Origin of the sequence: Streptosporangium sp. NPDC001559 (assembly GCF_042893955.1) — a bacterium.
In the GTDB taxonomy this organism is placed as follows: domain Bacteria; phylum Actinomycetota; class Actinomycetes; order Streptosporangiales; family Streptosporangiaceae; genus Streptosporangium.
Genome location: NZ_JBIAVG010000006.1, coordinates 197,807 through 212,460, shown reverse-complemented (window position 1 = coordinate 212,460; position 14,654 = coordinate 197,807). Strand labels below are relative to the sequence as shown.

Annotated in this window: 17 protein-coding genes and 1 pseudogene; 8 read left to right on the top strand and 10 right to left on the bottom strand. The window is 69.9% G+C overall.

What is annotated here, in order from left to right:
* The first annotated feature begins 134 nt into the window (after positions 1–134).
* Positions 135–944 (top strand): class I SAM-dependent methyltransferase, encoded by an 810-nt coding sequence (locus tag ACFYY8_RS16090; protein ID WP_390041325.1) that lies wholly within the window; start codon positions 135–137, stop codon positions 942–944.
* A 24-nt stretch (positions 945–968) separates the two neighbouring features.
* Here the strand turns inward: ACFYY8_RS16090 and ACFYY8_RS16085 are convergent, their stop codons facing one another.
* Together ACFYY8_RS16085 and ACFYY8_RS16080 are read right to left on the bottom strand one after the other, a co-directional pair.
* Positions 969–2,252, bottom strand: coding sequence for a M14 family metallopeptidase (locus ACFYY8_RS16085; RefSeq protein ID WP_390041323.1), 1,284 nt, complete (start codon positions 2,250–2,252; stop codon positions 969–971).
* Positions 2,253–2,336: 84 nt separating this feature from the next.
* Positions 2,337–2,744 (bottom strand): ATP-binding protein, encoded by a 408-nt coding sequence (locus tag ACFYY8_RS16080; protein ID WP_390041321.1) that lies wholly within the window; start codon positions 2,742–2,744, stop codon positions 2,337–2,339.
* Between the two features lie 149 nt (positions 2,745–2,893).
* Between ACFYY8_RS16080 and ACFYY8_RS16075 the strand changes: the two genes are divergently transcribed.
* From ACFYY8_RS16075 to ACFYY8_RS16065, 3 genes are all read left to right on the top strand, one after another.
* The gene (locus ACFYY8_RS16075) at positions 2,894–3,760 is read left to right on the top strand and encodes a helix-turn-helix domain-containing protein (protein ID WP_390041319.1); all 867 of its coding nucleotides are present in this window, start codon (positions 2,894–2,896) and stop codon (positions 3,758–3,760) included.
* Positions 3,761–3,782: 22 nt separating this feature from the next.
* The gene (locus ACFYY8_RS16070) at positions 3,783–4,013 is read left to right on the top strand and encodes a DUF397 domain-containing protein (RefSeq protein ID WP_352011488.1); all 231 of its coding nucleotides are present in this window, start codon (positions 3,783–3,785) and stop codon (positions 4,011–4,013) included.
* Positions 4,014–4,522: 509 nt separating this feature from the next.
* Positions 4,523–5,602 carry a glycosyltransferase family 4 protein gene (locus ACFYY8_RS16065; protein ID WP_390041317.1) on the top strand — a complete coding sequence of 360 codons (1,080 nt, stop codon included), beginning with the start codon at positions 4,523–4,525 and terminating at the stop codon, positions 5,600–5,602.
* Here ACFYY8_RS16065 and ACFYY8_RS16060 read toward each other — a convergent pair.
* Together ACFYY8_RS16060 and ACFYY8_RS16055 are read right to left on the bottom strand one after the other, a co-directional pair.
* The gene (locus ACFYY8_RS16060; protein ID WP_390041315.1) at positions 5,574–5,861 is read right to left on the bottom strand and encodes a hypothetical protein; all 288 of its coding nucleotides are present in this window, start codon (positions 5,859–5,861) and stop codon (positions 5,574–5,576) included. The genes ACFYY8_RS16065 and ACFYY8_RS16060 overlap by 29 nt on opposite strands.
* 151 nt (positions 5,862–6,012) lie before the next feature.
* Positions 6,013–7,152, bottom strand: a complete 1,140-nt coding sequence (locus ACFYY8_RS16055) for a PQQ-dependent sugar dehydrogenase (RefSeq protein ID WP_390041313.1) — start codon at positions 7,150–7,152, stop codon at positions 6,013–6,015.
* A gap of 60 nt (positions 7,153–7,212) precedes the next feature.
* Between ACFYY8_RS16055 and ACFYY8_RS16050 the strand changes: the two genes are divergently transcribed.
* The gene (locus ACFYY8_RS16050; protein WP_390041311.1) at positions 7,213–7,965 is read left to right on the top strand and encodes an SDR family NAD(P)-dependent oxidoreductase; all 753 of its coding nucleotides are present in this window, start codon (positions 7,213–7,215) and stop codon (positions 7,963–7,965) included.
* A gap of 95 nt (positions 7,966–8,060) precedes the next feature.
* Here the strand turns inward: ACFYY8_RS16050 and ACFYY8_RS16045 are convergent, their stop codons facing one another.
* Entirely contained in the window at positions 8,061–9,281 is a 1,221-nt protein-coding gene (locus ACFYY8_RS16045) for a sn-glycerol-3-phosphate ABC transporter ATP-binding protein UgpC (protein WP_352011483.1), read from the bottom strand.
* A gap of 176 nt (positions 9,282–9,457) precedes the next feature.
* Here ACFYY8_RS16045 and ACFYY8_RS16040 point away from each other — a divergent pair, with 176 nt between their 5' ends.
* Positions 9,458–10,456 carry a LacI family DNA-binding transcriptional regulator gene (locus tag ACFYY8_RS16040; protein ID WP_352011482.1) on the top strand — a complete coding sequence of 333 codons (999 nt, stop codon included), beginning with the start codon at positions 9,458–9,460 and terminating at the stop codon, positions 10,454–10,456.
* Here ACFYY8_RS16040 and ACFYY8_RS16035 read toward each other — a convergent pair.
* Positions 10,428–10,913, bottom strand: a complete 486-nt coding sequence (locus ACFYY8_RS16035) for a glutathione peroxidase (protein ID WP_390041308.1) — start codon at positions 10,911–10,913, stop codon at positions 10,428–10,430. The genes ACFYY8_RS16040 and ACFYY8_RS16035 overlap by 29 nt on opposite strands.
* Positions 10,914–11,270: 357 nt before the next feature.
* Between ACFYY8_RS16035 and ACFYY8_RS16030 the strand changes: the two are divergent.
* Positions 11,271–11,546, top strand: a pseudogene (locus ACFYY8_RS16030) (transglycosylase SLT domain-containing protein); the annotation flags it as partial.
* Positions 11,547–11,869: 323 nt separating this feature from the next.
* Positions 11,870–12,454, top strand: coding sequence for a lytic transglycosylase domain-containing protein (locus ACFYY8_RS16025; protein ID WP_390041306.1), 585 nt, complete (start codon positions 11,870–11,872; stop codon positions 12,452–12,454).
* Between the two features lie 155 nt (positions 12,455–12,609).
* Here ACFYY8_RS16025 and ACFYY8_RS16020 read toward each other — a convergent pair whose 3' ends face one another.
* The 4 genes from ACFYY8_RS16020 to ACFYY8_RS16005 all read right to left on the bottom strand — a co-directional run bounded on the left by ACFYY8_RS16020 (position 12,610) and on the right by ACFYY8_RS16005 (position 14,575).
* Positions 12,610–13,332, bottom strand: coding sequence for a hypothetical protein (locus ACFYY8_RS16020; protein ID WP_390041304.1), 723 nt, complete (start codon positions 13,330–13,332; stop codon positions 12,610–12,612).
* A 91-nt stretch (positions 13,333–13,423) separates the two neighbouring features.
* Entirely contained in the window at positions 13,424–13,747 is a 324-nt protein-coding gene (locus tag ACFYY8_RS16015) for a DUF202 domain-containing protein (RefSeq protein WP_390041302.1), read from the bottom strand.
* Complete coding sequence (locus ACFYY8_RS16010; RefSeq protein ID WP_352011476.1) at positions 13,744–14,085, bottom strand: DUF202 domain-containing protein; 342 nt, start codon at positions 14,083–14,085, stop codon at positions 13,744–13,746. The genes ACFYY8_RS16015 and ACFYY8_RS16010 overlap by 4 nt, the downstream gene beginning before the upstream one ends.
* Before the next feature lie 88 nt (positions 14,086–14,173).
* Positions 14,174–14,575 (bottom strand): hypothetical protein, encoded by a 402-nt coding sequence (locus ACFYY8_RS16005; protein ID WP_390041299.1) that lies wholly within the window; start codon positions 14,573–14,575, stop codon positions 14,174–14,176.
* Positions 14,576–14,654: the final 79 nt, after the last annotated feature.

Sequence of the window (14,654 nt, the reverse complement as noted above, 5' to 3'; positions counted from 1 at the left end):
GTGGGCGCGCCCCGCTGTGACAGCAAGTGTCCGAATGATGCGAAATCCGTAACGACCACATAATGAGACGATATTTCTTGAAATATGAGATCGATGCTACGGTTCGGGTAGATCGACCGAAGGAGTGATCCGCCATGACGTTCAAGAACGCCGTCTACACCCACGGGCACCACGAGTCGGTGCTGCGCTCCCATCGTTGGCGCACGGTGGAGAACTCCGCGGCCTACCTCCTGCCGCACCTGCGCCCCGGGATGTCCCTGCTGGACGTGGGATGCGGGCCGGGGACCATCACCGCGGAACTGGCCGCCCTGGTCGCGCCGGGAACGGTCACCGCGGTGGAGGTCACCGAGGACGCGCTGGCCCTGGCCAGGGCCGAGGCCGAGCGCCGGGGGCTGTCCAACGTCGAGTTCGCCGTCGCCGACGTGCACGCCCTCGACCTGCCCGACGACGCCTTCGACGTCGTCCACGCCCACCAGGTGCTGCAGCACGTGGGCGACCCCGTCCAGGCGCTGCGGGAGATGCGCCGGGTCTGCGCGCCCGGTGGGGTCGTCGCCGTCCGCGACAGCGACTACGCCGCCTTCACCTGGTTCCCCAGGCCCCCGGAGCTCGACGAGTGGCTGAGCCTCTACCAGCGGGTGGCCAGGGCCAACGGCGGCGAGCCGGACGCGGGACGGCGGCTGCTCTCCTGGGCGCACCAGGCCGGGTTCTCCGACGTCACCGCCTCCGCCTCCGCCTGGTGCTTCGCGACGCCCGAGGACCGCGACTGGTGGGGCGGCATGTGGGCCGAACGCATCCTGAAGTCCGACATGGCCGGTCAGGCCCTCGCCTCGGGCATCGCGACCGAGGAGGACCTGCGCCGTATCTCCCGTGGCTGGCTGGCCTGGGCCGCCGAGCGGGACGGCTGGCTGTCCATCCTCCACGGTGAGCTGATCTGCCGCCCCTGATCCCGCCCCGCCGTACGGCCCGCGTCAGGTCTGCCGGGTGCCGCAGTACCGGGACTGTTTGCCGATGATCCGGTAGACGCAGTCGGCGTACTCCAGCAGGCGGAGCACGGCCTCCCTGTTGCGGGTCGTCTGCGGGCGGATCTGCTCGTCGGGCGGGTAGAAGCCCGGCGGGGAGTCGGCCGGATACATCTCGAAGGTGTAGCTGAAGATCTTGTAGGTGCCCCACAGCCAGTCGTCGATCGCTCCGTCGACGATGTAGAGGTCGCTGGACTGCATGGCCTCGTAGCCGTTGGTGGAGGCCATGTTCGCGCCGAGCCTGGCGAGGGCGTCGTGTTCGTCCCGCGTCATGCCGGGGGCGATCTCGTCGTAGGTGAAGCCGTACGGCCAAAGGACCAGTTCGCTGTAGCTGTGCCAGTCGATGTTCGCCTTGATCTGCTGCACGCCGCCGACGACCCTGCCGCGCACCCAGTTGGCGACCGCCCTGACCTCGGGCGCGGACTCGGGCGCCGGGCCCCGGTAGGACTCGCTCGACGGTGAGCGCGACGAGCCGCCGCAGCAGCCCCACCGGTAGGCCCAGTTGCGGTTCAGGTCGGTCCCCACGTACGACGAGCCCGCGGTGGGCTGGCGGTTCTTACGCCAGAGCCGGTAGGAGCCGCTGGAGATGTCGTACTCGCCGCCGTCCGGGTTGAGGTCCGGCATGACCCAGATCTCCCGTGAGTTCACCAGTGAGGTGATCCTGGAGTCGGCGCCGTAGCCGTCGGTGAGCAGGTGGAGGATGTACAGCGCCATCTCCACGGTCAGGTGTTCCCTGGCGTGCTGGTGGTGGGTGAACAGCACCTCGGGCTCGTTCTCGTCCGTTCCCGCGTTGTCGCTGATCTTCACCGCGATCAGGTCGCGTCCCTGGACGGAGGTGCCGTAGCTGCTTCTGCGCGCGATCGAGGGATGGGCGGCGACGATCCGGTCGATCTCGGCGGTCATCTCGGCGTAGTTGTGGTAGCCGGAGTCCGCGGCGGGAAAGTCGAACGGCCTCGCCTCACGGGAGGGGGGTCCCTGAATCCTCGTGACCGTGTAGCCCAGCCTTCTGATCGCCTCGACCTCCGCGTCTCCCGCGGTGATCACGACCGAGGCCTCCTCGACGTGGTCGATCACCGCTCCGGTGGCCGCGACGGCGCTGCGCTGGTGCGGATCACTGGGTCCCTGGACGCGGTACCGGCCGCTCGGCGGCGGGTCACCGGACGCGCCCGCGGTGGTGACGCCCAGACACGACAGCGCCAGGACCACGAGCACCATGATCGAACGGTGTCTCACCTGATCTCCTCTCCCGGCGCGTCTCGGAATCCACGCGCCTCAACCGAGAGTCAGGCATCGACTCCGCAGAGCAAAGCACCCCGGTCAGAAGCCGATCTCGAACCAGACCGTCCGCCGTCCGCCCCGGCGGTCGTCCTTGACGCCCCACCGGTTCGCGAGCAGGTCGACGAGGAACATCCCCCGGCCGTTCTCGGCCTGCGGGTCGTTGCGCACGTGCGGCGCGGACGCGCCCGATCCGGCGTCGGACACCTCGACCAGCACGCTCCGCGCGCCGAGCTCGACGGTCATCGCGACCCGCCCGCCCGCACCGGAGGCGGAGTGGACCACCGAGTTCGTCACCACCTCGCTGACCAGGAGGACGACGTCCTCCGACACGGGGTGTCCCTCACCGAGAAAGCCCCTGACCCGGTCCCTCGCCTCGGAGACGGCCTCCGGCACACCCCGCAGGAACATCGTTGACCGCAGCGGCAGGATCCGTTGCACGACCGCCATGATTGGCCTCGCTCCCCGACACACACATTCCCATGCGCGTCGCGCTCTGAGATGGCACACTCACTCACGGTGAACTGTTCTATCAGGGACTTCAATAGCTCATATTGAGATTCCTCAGTTTCGTTGTCATTGGAACGGAGGTATGCACCATGGCTCCCCGGCGTAGTCCAACGGCGCGGCACCGCCGTCTGATGGCTGAGCTGAGCCGTCTGCGAGAGAACAGTGGACTGACGCGGGTGGAGGTGGCTGAACGGATCGGCTCCACCGACACCACTCTCTGGAGATACGAAACGGGTTTGACCCGTCCGAAACCCTCAGACGTGTCGGTCCTCACCGAGGTGTACGGCGTGACCGGGGAGGCCCGCGACTCCCTGATCCAGATGGCCAGGGAGGCCCGCCAGCGGGGCTGGTGGCACCGGCACCGGCAGGCGCTGAAACCCGGCTTCGACTCCTACATCGGGCTTGAGGCGGAGGCGTCGGTGGTGCGCACCTACGAACCGCTCGTCGTGCCCGGCCTGATGCAGACCGAGCCGTACGCACGCGCCGTCATCGAGGCGACCGCCATGACCCAGGCCCCCTCCGAGGTCGATGAGAAGGTCTCCGTGCGCATCTCGCGGCAGCAGTTGCTGCACGGCCCCGGTGACCCGATCCAGCTCGTCGCTTTACTCGACGAGGCAGTACTCCGGCGTCAGATCGGCGGGCGCGCGGTGATGCGCGAGCAGCTTGAACACCTCGTCGAGCTCGGCAGGCTGCCGAACGTGGAGATCAGGGTCATCCCCTTCTCCTCAGGGGCGCACGCCGCGATGGACGGCAAGTTCTGCCTGCTCAGCTTCCCCGCGCCCGAAGATCCCGATCTGGTCTACCTAGAGCAGGCCACGAGCGGGCTCATGCCCGAGGACCCGGAGGAGGTGCGCCGTTACACCCTCATGTTCGGCAGCCTGTCGGCACTGGCTCTCGGCGCGGAGGCGTCGGCCACCTTCATCGCCCAGATGGCGAGGCGATGTTCCAGTCCATAGAAAGAGAGTGCGAGGACCATCGATGGATCTGTCCAGCGTCGTATGGCGCAAGAGCAGCCGCAGCACCAACGGAGGAGACTGCGTGGAGGTCGCGGTCGTCCCCGGTGACCCGGCCCTGGCGGCGCACAAGGCCGACGCCGACGCGCTCTACCTCGTCCGTGACTCCAAGGACCCCGGCGGCCCGGCGCTGGCCTTCACTCAGGGTGAGTGGGACGCCTTCGTCGGCGGCGTGAAGGACGGCGAGTTCGGCTGATTCACCCTCGGGGGGACCGGGCATCCGGTTCCCCCGGAAAGCCCCCGGCGGCATCCCGGTCACACGGCCTCCCCCGCACCTCCCGCCATGCCCCGGCCATGCGTCGGCAGGGGATGGGAAAACATCTCCCCACCATCGCCATAGCCGCGAAGAAGCGGCCGGACTCCCGGCTAACTTCTCCAGCACGTCCGTGATCCGTCGGTGAGATGCACCGGACGGGCCCGTCGGTGAGAGGCACCCGGTGCGGGGCACCGGGTGGGTTTACGGCCGGCCACGTCACCGACCCGGACCGGCACGAGAACGGCGCCCGCGAGGGAGCCGGGGGAACGTGTCCGTCGTGCGCACGGCCGCCGAGCTAGCGAGAGGTGACTGACCGTGAAGATCGTTGCGACCGGCGGAACCGGGGCCGCCCGTGCGAAGCCTTGTGCGGGACCGCGGTGTTCCGGCGTCTCGGTGAGGAACGTGCCCCGCGGAACGGTCCGCCGGGTGCCGGGAGCCGGGAGCGCCCGGTGATCTCCGCGGTGGTCTCCGGGGAGTCCCTCACCGTCGTCGCGTCCGCGGGCGCGGCGGCGTTCGTCCTGGTGGCCGTGTTCACCGAGTTCACCCGGCGGTTCGCCCTGCGACTGAAGATCGTCGATCGTCCCGGGGCGTATCGGCCGCACCGGCGCCCGACTCCCCGGCTCGGCGGACCGGCCGTCGCGGCGGGAACGCTGCTGCCCACGACGGCGCTGGCCGGTGAGTGGAACCTCCAGCTCATCATGATCATGATGAGCGGCGTCCTCGTCGCCCTGCTCGGGGTGATCCACGACTGCAGGCGGCTGCGGCCCGCGTGGCGGCTGGCCATCGAGAGCGTCGCCGCGACCCTGGTCGTGGCGTCCGGGGTGCGCGTCGAGATCTTCGGCGCCTGGATCGACATGGCGGGCACGCTGCTGTGGATCGTGTTCGTCGCCAACGCGTTCGCCATGATCGACAACACCGACGGCGTGCTCGGAGGCGTCGGCGCCGTGGGCGCGGGCATCCTGGCCGTCACCGCGCTCGCCTCGGGCCAGACCGCCTTCGCCCTGTTCCTGTTCTCGCTGGCCTGCGGCTGCGTGGGCTTCGCCGCCCACGGTTGGAGCCCCGCCCGCATTCGCATGGGCAAGGCGGGCCCGCTGTTCATCGGCTTCACCCTGGCGGCGAGCGCGGTCGCGGTCTCCGGCCAGGCGGGACCGGTCACGGTCGTCCCTGCGCTGCTGCTCTTCGCCTTCGTCCCGGTGCTCGACATCTGCCTGGCGGTCGCCACACGTCAGCGGGCCGGCCGTCCCTGGCTGCTGGCGGGCCCGGACCACCTGGCGCACCGCTGCGTCGCCGCGGGCCTCACCGCGCGGCAGGTCGCCCTGGTCATGAGCGCCGCGGCCACGGCGACGGGCCTGCTCGGCATGTACGTGATGCTCGGCCGGGTGCCGGGGGCCGTCGCGCTCCCCGGCGTCGTCTGCGCCGGTGCCGGGCTTCTGGCGTTCCTGGTACGGATGCCGGGACGCTATCCCGTCGCCCCGCTCCGGGCCCGCCGCCTGGGAAGGGTCACGGCTTCCGCGGAGGGGAGAGGGTGAACCCGCCGGGGTGCTGCCTGCCGGAGCGCTTCCTCAGGTAGGCGGCGAACCTCCTGGAGAGCTTGCGGTCGGCGAAGTGGCGGCCGGTGAACTCGCGTTCCGCGAGATTCTGGCCGTCGTCGCCCAGCCGGGGCGACGGCTGGACGTGCGCGGTCGGCTCGGGGACGGGTTCCGCGCCCGCCCCGGTCGCCGCGAACATCGGTCCGGCCGTGACCAGGGCCATGCCGAGAAGGATGGGTGTCACACGTCTCGCGGTCATCTCGAACTCCCCCGCCGGTGGTGAACTTCAGGGGAGACCCGGGTGGGGCCTCCCCGCAGTCCGTGGTATCGGCCACGGCCGGGGGCGGCCCGTACGACCCGCGAGGTGCTTGCCGAAGGATCGCGGACTGTTCTCCGGGTGTTGACGCCGGTCAGCCGGTCGCCGCCTCGATCCGGTAGAGGGGACCGGACAGGCTCAGGGCGTACAGCTCGCCGTCGTGGTCCTCGCCGAAGGAGGACAGCTGCTCGATCCTGCCCACCTCCTCACCCGCCCCGGGGCGGTCGGCGGGGGTCGTCTTGACCCAGCCCGCGCAGAAGTCGCCGTAGAGGAAGCGCCCGGACAGGGCGGGGACGCGCGTTCCCCGGTAGACGTGCCCGGCGATGACCGAGCAGTTCCCGCCCTCGTGCAGGGGGTACTCGATGACCGGTTCGGCCGTTCCCGTGGCCTGGCCGCCTCGGAAGTCGTGTTTGCCCTCCCTGCGGTTCCAGCCGTAGTTCACACCGCCCTTGCCCTTCGGGGCGAAGTCGACCTCCTCCCAGGAGTCCTGGCCGACGTCCCCGATCCACATGTCGCCCGTCTTCCTGTCGAAGGAGAACCGCCAGGGATTCCGCAGGCCGTACGCCCATATTTCGGGTTTCGCTCCTTGGGTGGCCGTGAAGGGGTTGTCCTCCGGCACCCGGTACGGCGTGCCACGCGGGTCGATCCTGAGGATCTTCCCCAGCCAGGTCCCGGTGTTCTGGCCGTTTCCCTGCGGGTCTCCCCCGCTGCCCCCGTCGCCGAGGGCGATGTAGAGGTAGCCGTCCGGCCCGAAGGCGAGTTGCCCCCCGTTGTGGTTGGCGTACGGCTGCCGCTGGAAGAGCACGTCCCTGCGGTTCGTGGCCCTGACGCCGTCGAAGGCCCACTCGGTGACGTGGGTGTGTCCCTCGGCGTCGGTCCAGTCGAGGTAGAGGTGACCACCGTCCGGATGGAAGGCGACGCCCAGCAGGCCCTGCTCGTTTCCCCCGCTCACCTCGGAAGAGAGGTCGACCACGGGCTCCGGCGCGACCTTGCCGTCCTTCACCGCGCGCAGCCGCCCGGTCTGCTCGGCGACGTAGAGCGTCTGGTCGCCCTTGCGTACGGCCATCGCCACCGGCATGTCGAGCCGCGCCAGCTCGGTGAACCGTACGGGCGAGGCGGCGGCCGGGGCCGCGGTGGGGGTGGGGGTGGAGCAGGCCGAGACGGAGACCAACAGGGCCGCGCATAACGCGGCCGCTCCCGGCCCGGTCCCACGGGAGATCGACACATTCCTCATGTCCCAATCATGCGTCGTGGGCCCGCGAGCGTTTCCGATCACAGGAACTAGACTGCGGGCATGCCTTCAGCACTGATCACGGGCGCGACGGCCGGCATCGGTGCCGCCTTCGCGCGACGACTCGCCGCCGACGGGTTCTCCCTCGTCCTGGTCGCCCGCGACGAGGAACGACTGACCGCCGCCGCCGAGTCCCTGCGCCTGCGGTACGGGGTCGAGGCCGAGGTGCTCGCCGCCGACCTGGCGACCGACGAGGGGCTTGAGCGAGTCGAGGCGCGGCTGCGCCAGGGGGTCGACCTGCTGGTGAACAACGCGGGCTTCGGCCATCCCGGCTCGTTCCTCGACGTCCCGGTCCCCGACGAGCTGCGGATGCTGAAGGTGCACTGCGAGGCGGTGCTGCGGCTGACGATGGCCGCGCTGCCCGGCATGCGCAAGCGGAACCGGGGCGCGGTGATCAACGTGGCGTCGGTCGCGGCCTTCCTCAACCGCGGCACCTACAGCGCCTCCAAGGCCTGGGTCGTCAACTACAGCGAGTCGATGGCCGCCGAGCTGGTGGGGACGCGCGTGCGGGTGATGGCGCTGTGCCCGGGGTTCGTCAGGACCGAGTTCCACGAGCGCGCCTCGATGGACACCTCGGGCATCCCCGGTTTCCTGTGGCTGTCGGCCGACGACGTGGTGAACGAGTCCATGCGCGACCTGGCGCTCGGCAAGCGGGTGAGCGTGCCCGACCTGCGCTACAAGGTCATCGTCGGGGTGAGCAGGCTGGTGCCCCGCGGCCTCGCGGCCGGTGTCTCCCGGCGTCTCGGCCGGAGGTAGCCGGCAGGACCGGAGACTACCCGGAAGAACGCAGAAGGAAGGGCCCGCGCGGCAGGAGGGGGTTGCGGCGCGGGCCCTTCCGGTACTCGGATCGGTCAGACGTGCAGGTTGGCCGGGTGGCCGATCGACAGACCGGAGACCGGGTCGAAGAAGTGCAGGTTGTGGGTGTCGACGACCAGCTCGACGTTCTGGCCGGGACGGACGTGGCTGCGGGAGTTGACGCGGGCGGTCCACAGCGACTTGTCGCCGACCAGCGGCAGCGTCGTCTCCTCGTCCTCACCGGCGTCCGCGGCGGCGACGGTGTCCTGGTGCTGGACCGGCGGGGCGTCGATCAGGAACAGGACGTTGATCTCGGAGCCGAGCTCCTCGGTGACCTCGGCGCGCACCTGCAGGCGGCTCCAGTGGCCCGGAGCGCCACTGGCGGCGGCCGCGTCGTCGAAGTCGGAGGGCCGGACGCCCAGGATGACCTTCTTGCCGAGCCACTGGTCGAGACCGGGCTTGTCGGTGAAGCTCTGGTTGGGCACCGGGAGCTTGATGCCGGCGAACGAGACGAAGGCGCCGCCGTCACCGCGGACGAGCTCGGCGTTGACGAGGTTCATCGACGGTGAGCCCATGAAGCCCGCGACGAAGAGGTTGACCGGGCTGTCGAAGAGGTTCTGCGGGGTGTCGACCTGCTGGAGCAGACCGTCGCGAAGCACGCAGACCCGGTCGCCGAGGGTCATGGCCTCGACCTGGTCGTGGGTGACGTAGACGGTGGTGACGCCGAGGCGGTCGTGCAGCGTGTTGAGGGAGGCGCGCATGGAGACACGGAGCTTGGCGTCCAGGTTGGACAGCGGCTCGTCCATGAGGAAGGCCTGCGGCTCGCGCACGATGGCGCGGCCCATCGCGACACGCTGGCGCTGACCACCGGACAGGGCGGCGGGCTTGCGCTTGAGGTACTGCTCGAGGCCGAGCATCTTGGCGGCCTCGTTGACCCTCTTGGAGATCTCCGCCTTGGGCATCTTGCGGAGCTTGAGGCCGAAGGCGAGGTTCTCCTCGACCGTCATGTGCGGGTAGAGCGCGTAGTTCTGGAAGACCATGGCGATGTCGCGGTCCTTCGGCGGCAGGTGGTTGACCACCCGGCCCCCGATGGAGATCTCGCCGCCGCTGATGTCCTCAAGGCCGGCGATCATGCGCAGAGCGGTGGACTTGCCGCAGCCGGACGGGCCGACCAGCACCATGAACTCGCCGTCCTTGATCTCAAGGTCAAGGCCGTTCACGGCTTTGACACCGCCTGCGTAGATCTTGTCGACTTTGCTGAGAACGATGGATGCCATGGAAATCCTTAGCGCCTCGGGCCAAACCCGCGTTCACCCGATGTGGATACGTTTTCATGCATCTCACCGGAAACGAAGATCCCTGTCAACCCCTCGGCCGGTACTACCTTGTCAACGGCGCTTCCGTTATCTCTCCGCGCTGGATCGAATACTGAAAACATGATGGAATCGTTTCCATGAGCATGCGTCGTACGACCATCAAGGACGTCGCGGAGGCGGCGGGGGTCGGGGTGGCAACGGTCTCGCGGGTTCTGTCCGGGGGGTCGGCCAGCCCCGAGACCAGGGAGCGGGTGCTGACCGTCGCGGCCCAGCTCGACTACCGGCCGAGCGCGCTCGGCCGTAACCTGCGCCAGCAGCGCTCGGGTGGGATCGGGCTGCTGCTGCCCGACATCACCGACACCTTCTACGGCCGGCTGGCCGACGGCGTGCTCGCCTGCGCCCGTTCGGCGGGCGAGCCGGTGATCCTGGGCGCCACGGGCGACGACGAGGAGCGCGAGGGCGAGCTGATCGGCATGCTGGTCGAACAGGGCGTCGACCGGGTGATCGCGGTGCCCTCGGGTGAGGGTGAGATCTGGGCGCCGACGCTACGGGCCGGGCTCACCACGGTGTTCGCGCACCGGAGCGCGGGCGGGCGCGACGAGGTGCCCTCGGTGCTGGCCGACGACCGCGCGGGCGTGCGGACCGCGATCGACTATCTGACGGGCCTGGGCCATCGGCGTATCGCCTATCTCGGCGGCCCCGGGCAGTCCCAGCGCCTGACCGCCTTCCGCCAGGCGCTGGGCCCCCTGGTCGACGAGGAGCTGATCGTGCTGGCGCGCGGCACCAGGGACTCCGCCTACGCCGCGGCGGCCGGGCTGTTCCAGCACCGGCCCGACCTGACCGCCGTGCTCGCCGGGGGCAACCTGCTGGGCGAGGCGGCCGTGCTCGCCGCGAGGGAGCTGGACGTGCGGGTGCCCAGGGACCTGTCGCTGATCATGTTCGACGACGTCCCCTGGGCCGAGCTGTGCTCTCCCCCGCTGACGGTGATCGCCCAGCCCGCGCGGGACATCGGCTACCGGGCGGCCGAGCTGGTGCTGCGCGCGGGCGGCAGGCGCCCGCGCGGTGTGCTTCTGCCGACCGAGCTGATCGTGAGGGGAAGCTGCGGACCTAGAGGGTCTTCTCGATCGCCGCGATGACGGCGGGGTCGCCGGGCTCGACGCCCGGCCGGAACCTGGCCAGCACCTCCCCCTCACGCGAGACCAGGAACTTCTCGAAGTTCCACTGGATGTCCCCGGCCGTCCCCTCGGCGTCCGGAGTCTCGGTGAGCGAGGCGTACAGCGGGTGCCGCTCCTCACCGTTGACATCGGTCTTGGCCAGCAGCGGGAAGTCCACGCCGTAGGTGGTCGAGCAGAACTCCTGGATCTCCTCGGGGCTGCCGGGCTCCTGCCCCATGAACTGGTTGCAGGGGACCCCGACGACGGTGAGACCCGCCCCGCCGTAGGTCCGCTGGAGTTCGACGAGCCCGGAGTACTGCGGGGTGAGGCCGCAGCGGGAGGCGACGTTCACGACGAGGGCGGCGCCGTCCCCGGCCAGCTCGGCGAGGGTCGTCGGCGCGTCGGCGAGAGTGCGCAGAGGAATATCACGAATGCTCATGATCTGCACCCTAAACCCGCTGTCACATCCAAGAGTTATGACACCCGGGAAATGAAATGTGACGGACGCCACAGGTGGTTCGACGGCCCCCTGAGCAGGCACTTGATCCTTTTCTAACCGATCTTTGACAGAAGGCTTGACAAAGCCTGTCGGCTGGCCCACCGGGAAATCACTGGGGCATCGTGACGGCGTCCCCCGAAACCGGCGAAAGGTCACTTTCCTATGCCGACGCCACGCCGTACCAGCCTGTCGCTGGGCCTCATGGCGCTCGCCGTCAGCACCACCGCCACGGTCGTCAACGTCTCCCCCGCGGCCGCCTCGTCGTCCGCGTTGCGCGGCAACCAGGCCCTCGCGGCGCCCATGGTGGCCGCCAGGGGCTGGAGCCGCGTCAACTTCGACTGCCTCCGGCGACTCTGGACAAGGGAGAGCAACTGGAACCACAGGGCGCACAACCGCTCCTCCGGCGCGTACGGAATCCCCCAGGCACTGCCCGGGAAGAAGATGGCCGACGCGGGCCGGGACTGGCGGACCAACCCCAGGACACAGATCAGATGGGGCCTCGGTTACATCCGGCAACGCTACGGCTCGCCGTGCGGAGCATGGGCGCACTTCCGCTCCCACGGCTGGTACTAGATCCAAACCCCAAGGCGGGGTGATTTTCGTCTCCCGCCGGTCTCCAGGCAGATCACCGCCGGTCAGGTGATCACCGCCGAACCACCCGCATGCCGCGAAGATCGGGCAAACACCTTCCCCTCACGTGTCCCAGGCGCCCGTCGCCGCTCCTCCGGCGTACTAGAAAGCCGCCTAGGAAACACGTCGCGGTGTCTCATGCCGGAAACGGGCCGGCGAGACCACGCGGGCGTCCCCGCCCGAGCCACGGGTGCCGGATCGTCAAGCGCGCGGGGGACTCCGGTTCCACGCGCCTTCCCGCACGCGGCCAGCGGACAAGGATGAAAGTGGACAGAAACCGTGTTCTGCGCAACACCGTTCTGAGCATGATCGCCGCCTCGACCGTGGTCGGTTCGGCGTCCATCGGACGGGCCGACGACATCGCGACGACCACGAGCGCCGGCACCGCCGAGGCGCCCGGCACCGCCGGCGGCCCCGCGGCCTCCGAGGAGGCCACCCAGACCGGGAAGGTCGCGGCCGTGGCCGTGAGCCCTCAGGTCAGGAGGGTCCACCGGGCCGTCTGGGTCACCAGGACCGTGCCCAAGGTCAGAACGGCCGCCAGAACATCGAAAAGCAGGAACAAGGCGATCGCGTCCCGCCTCGTCGCGCGCCGTTCGTGGTCGCGCGACCAGTTCCAGTGCCTGGACAGTCTCTGGACCAGGGAGAGCAACTGGAACCACCAGGCGCACAACCCCTCTTCGGGTGCCTACGGCATTCCCCAGGCCCTGCCTGGTTCGAAGATGAGGGGCGTCGGCGGGGACTGGCGGTCGAATCCGGTCACGCAGATCCACTGGGGTCTGCGCTACATCAAGAGCCGCTACGGGTCACCGTGCGGCGCGTGGGGTCATTTCCGGTCAAGAAACTGGTACTGACCTGGGGAGTGTCCAGGGGAAGGGAACACTCCCCCGGCGTCCGGGGCCCACAGGTCCCGGACGCCACCCCGTTCACGTCCCCGTACGGCCCGGCGGGCAGGGCCGACGAGCCCGTGATCGCCGTATCCGGCGGCCAACGGGTGTCAGGGCGGGTCCTAGTGGCCGAGGGCGCTCAGGCCCAGCAGGAGTGACTGCCGTTCTCCGGTGGTCAGGACCTCGTACGGCACGGCGGCCCTGCGGTTCGTGTCCTCCTCGATGCGCTCGCGGGAGGGGCCGGAGGACAGGCCGACGATCTGGGTGGCGGTGAGACCGGCCTCCTCCCACGCGGCGGCGTGGGCGTCGGCCCGGTGGTAGCGCAGCGCGGCCAGCCGGTTGAACAGCAGCACCCCCTCGGAGACGCCCTCCGGTTCGTACGGCGGCGCCGCCTGGGCGAAGGCCTCACCACCGCTGTCCGCCGAGGCCGCGACGAGCCGCCCGGCGAGACCGGCCAGTTCGGGCAGTCGTTCGGCGTGTCCTGCCCACATCTCCCCGGTCACCGTCGTGTGCAGGCCGTACAGCTCCGTGATGAAGGCCAGCGCCCTGGGAGTGGCGCGCAGGGCGCCGTCGTGGTCCGTGACGAGGGTCCCCTGGGCGAGCTGGACCCCGATCTCGTTGTCGTCGAACGGGTTGTACCGGTAGAGCGCGGCCAGCCCTCGCCGGGTGAGCGGCCGGGCGGGGAGCACGTACCGGAGGTCGACCAGCAGGTCCGCCTGCAGTCCTGACCGTTCGACGAGCTCCCGGCCGAGCGGCCTGCCCGCGATGAGGACACCGAGGTGGACGGCGTCGATCAGCGGGGCGATCGACGCGGCGTAGCCAGGCAGGTCATCGAACCGTGACATGCTGCGCTATCCTGCCGTATTTTCCTTGAAGCAGGAGTACTTAGGCAGCGGAAACAGCCGACCGGCCGGATATTCGCGCCGAACGCCGTGGCTATCTGACGATGACGAAGACGGCGGCCCCGAGAGCGGCGGCCATCGTGCCGAGCCAGGCGACGAGGGCGTCCGCCCGGACATCGAGGGGACCGCCCTCGTGCAGGGCGCGCTGGACGCGCCGGTAGCGGACGCCGGTGCGGGCCAGCAGGAGGGCGCCCGCGGCCGCGGAGAGGACGAAGGGGGCGACGGCCGCCGGGGGCACCCCGGCGCGCAGCGCGACACCGCCCGCCCCCAGGCCGCCGACCGCCTGCACCGCGGCGGTGCGGACCCAGGCCAGCCGGGTCCGCTCGTTCTGCAGCCCCTCGTCCCAGATGGGGATCATCGGCCCAGGAGGATGAGAACCATGGCGAGCACGGCCACGGCCGCGACGCCGTACCCCAGCAGGGGGGCGATGGCGGGTTCGGGCAGTGGCGCCGCCTGGCGCAGGGCGCGCTGCACCCTGCGCCAGCGCGGGTAGGCCATCGCGGCGCACAGGGCCGAGAGCGAGACCAGGGTGACCGCCAGTACGGTCCTCATCCACGGGACGAAGACGTCGGCGGAGACGGCGGCCATGGCGACGCCGCCCGCGCTCAGGGCGAGCGACGTGCTGAGCCAGGTGAGGAACGTGCGTTCGTTCGCGAGGGTGAATCGGGGGTCCGGTTCGTCCCTGGATAGGTCCATATTGACGACGCTAGTTCAGCCATATTTCCCATAGAGAACCCGGGAATGCGGGAGGCTTTCCCCTTTTCTCCGCCGGGAAAATCGCCTCTCAGCTGCAGGCTTCGGTCAACTTCCTGATCCAGGCCACCGAATCGCTGCCCGCCTTCTGCACGGCGTCGACGGCGCTCTGCGTGTCGGTGACGTTCAGATTCTTCAGGCTCTCTGAGACGTCGTCCGCGGCCTGCTTGAGCGTGGTGTTGGACGCCTTGTCCGCCAGCTCTCCCAGCTTCGCGGCCCCGTCGTTCAGTGCCTTCTCCGCCGCACCGGGGTCGTCGACCAGGGTGGCGAGCTTCTTCACCGTGTCGGTGACGATGCCCGCTGCCTGCACGCACTGCTGGGCCTTGTCGACGCCGTCCGAGACCTGCTGGATCTCCGCGCAGCCGGAGAGGAGGAGGACGGCGGCCAGCCCGGAGGCGGCGATGGCGGGGATTCGTCGCGGAAGGGGTCGCATGCCCCGACCCTACCCAAGTGCCCGGCCAGGCAGGCGCCGCCGTATCGGCCTTGTCACCCCCCGGAGACTCCCCATGCCC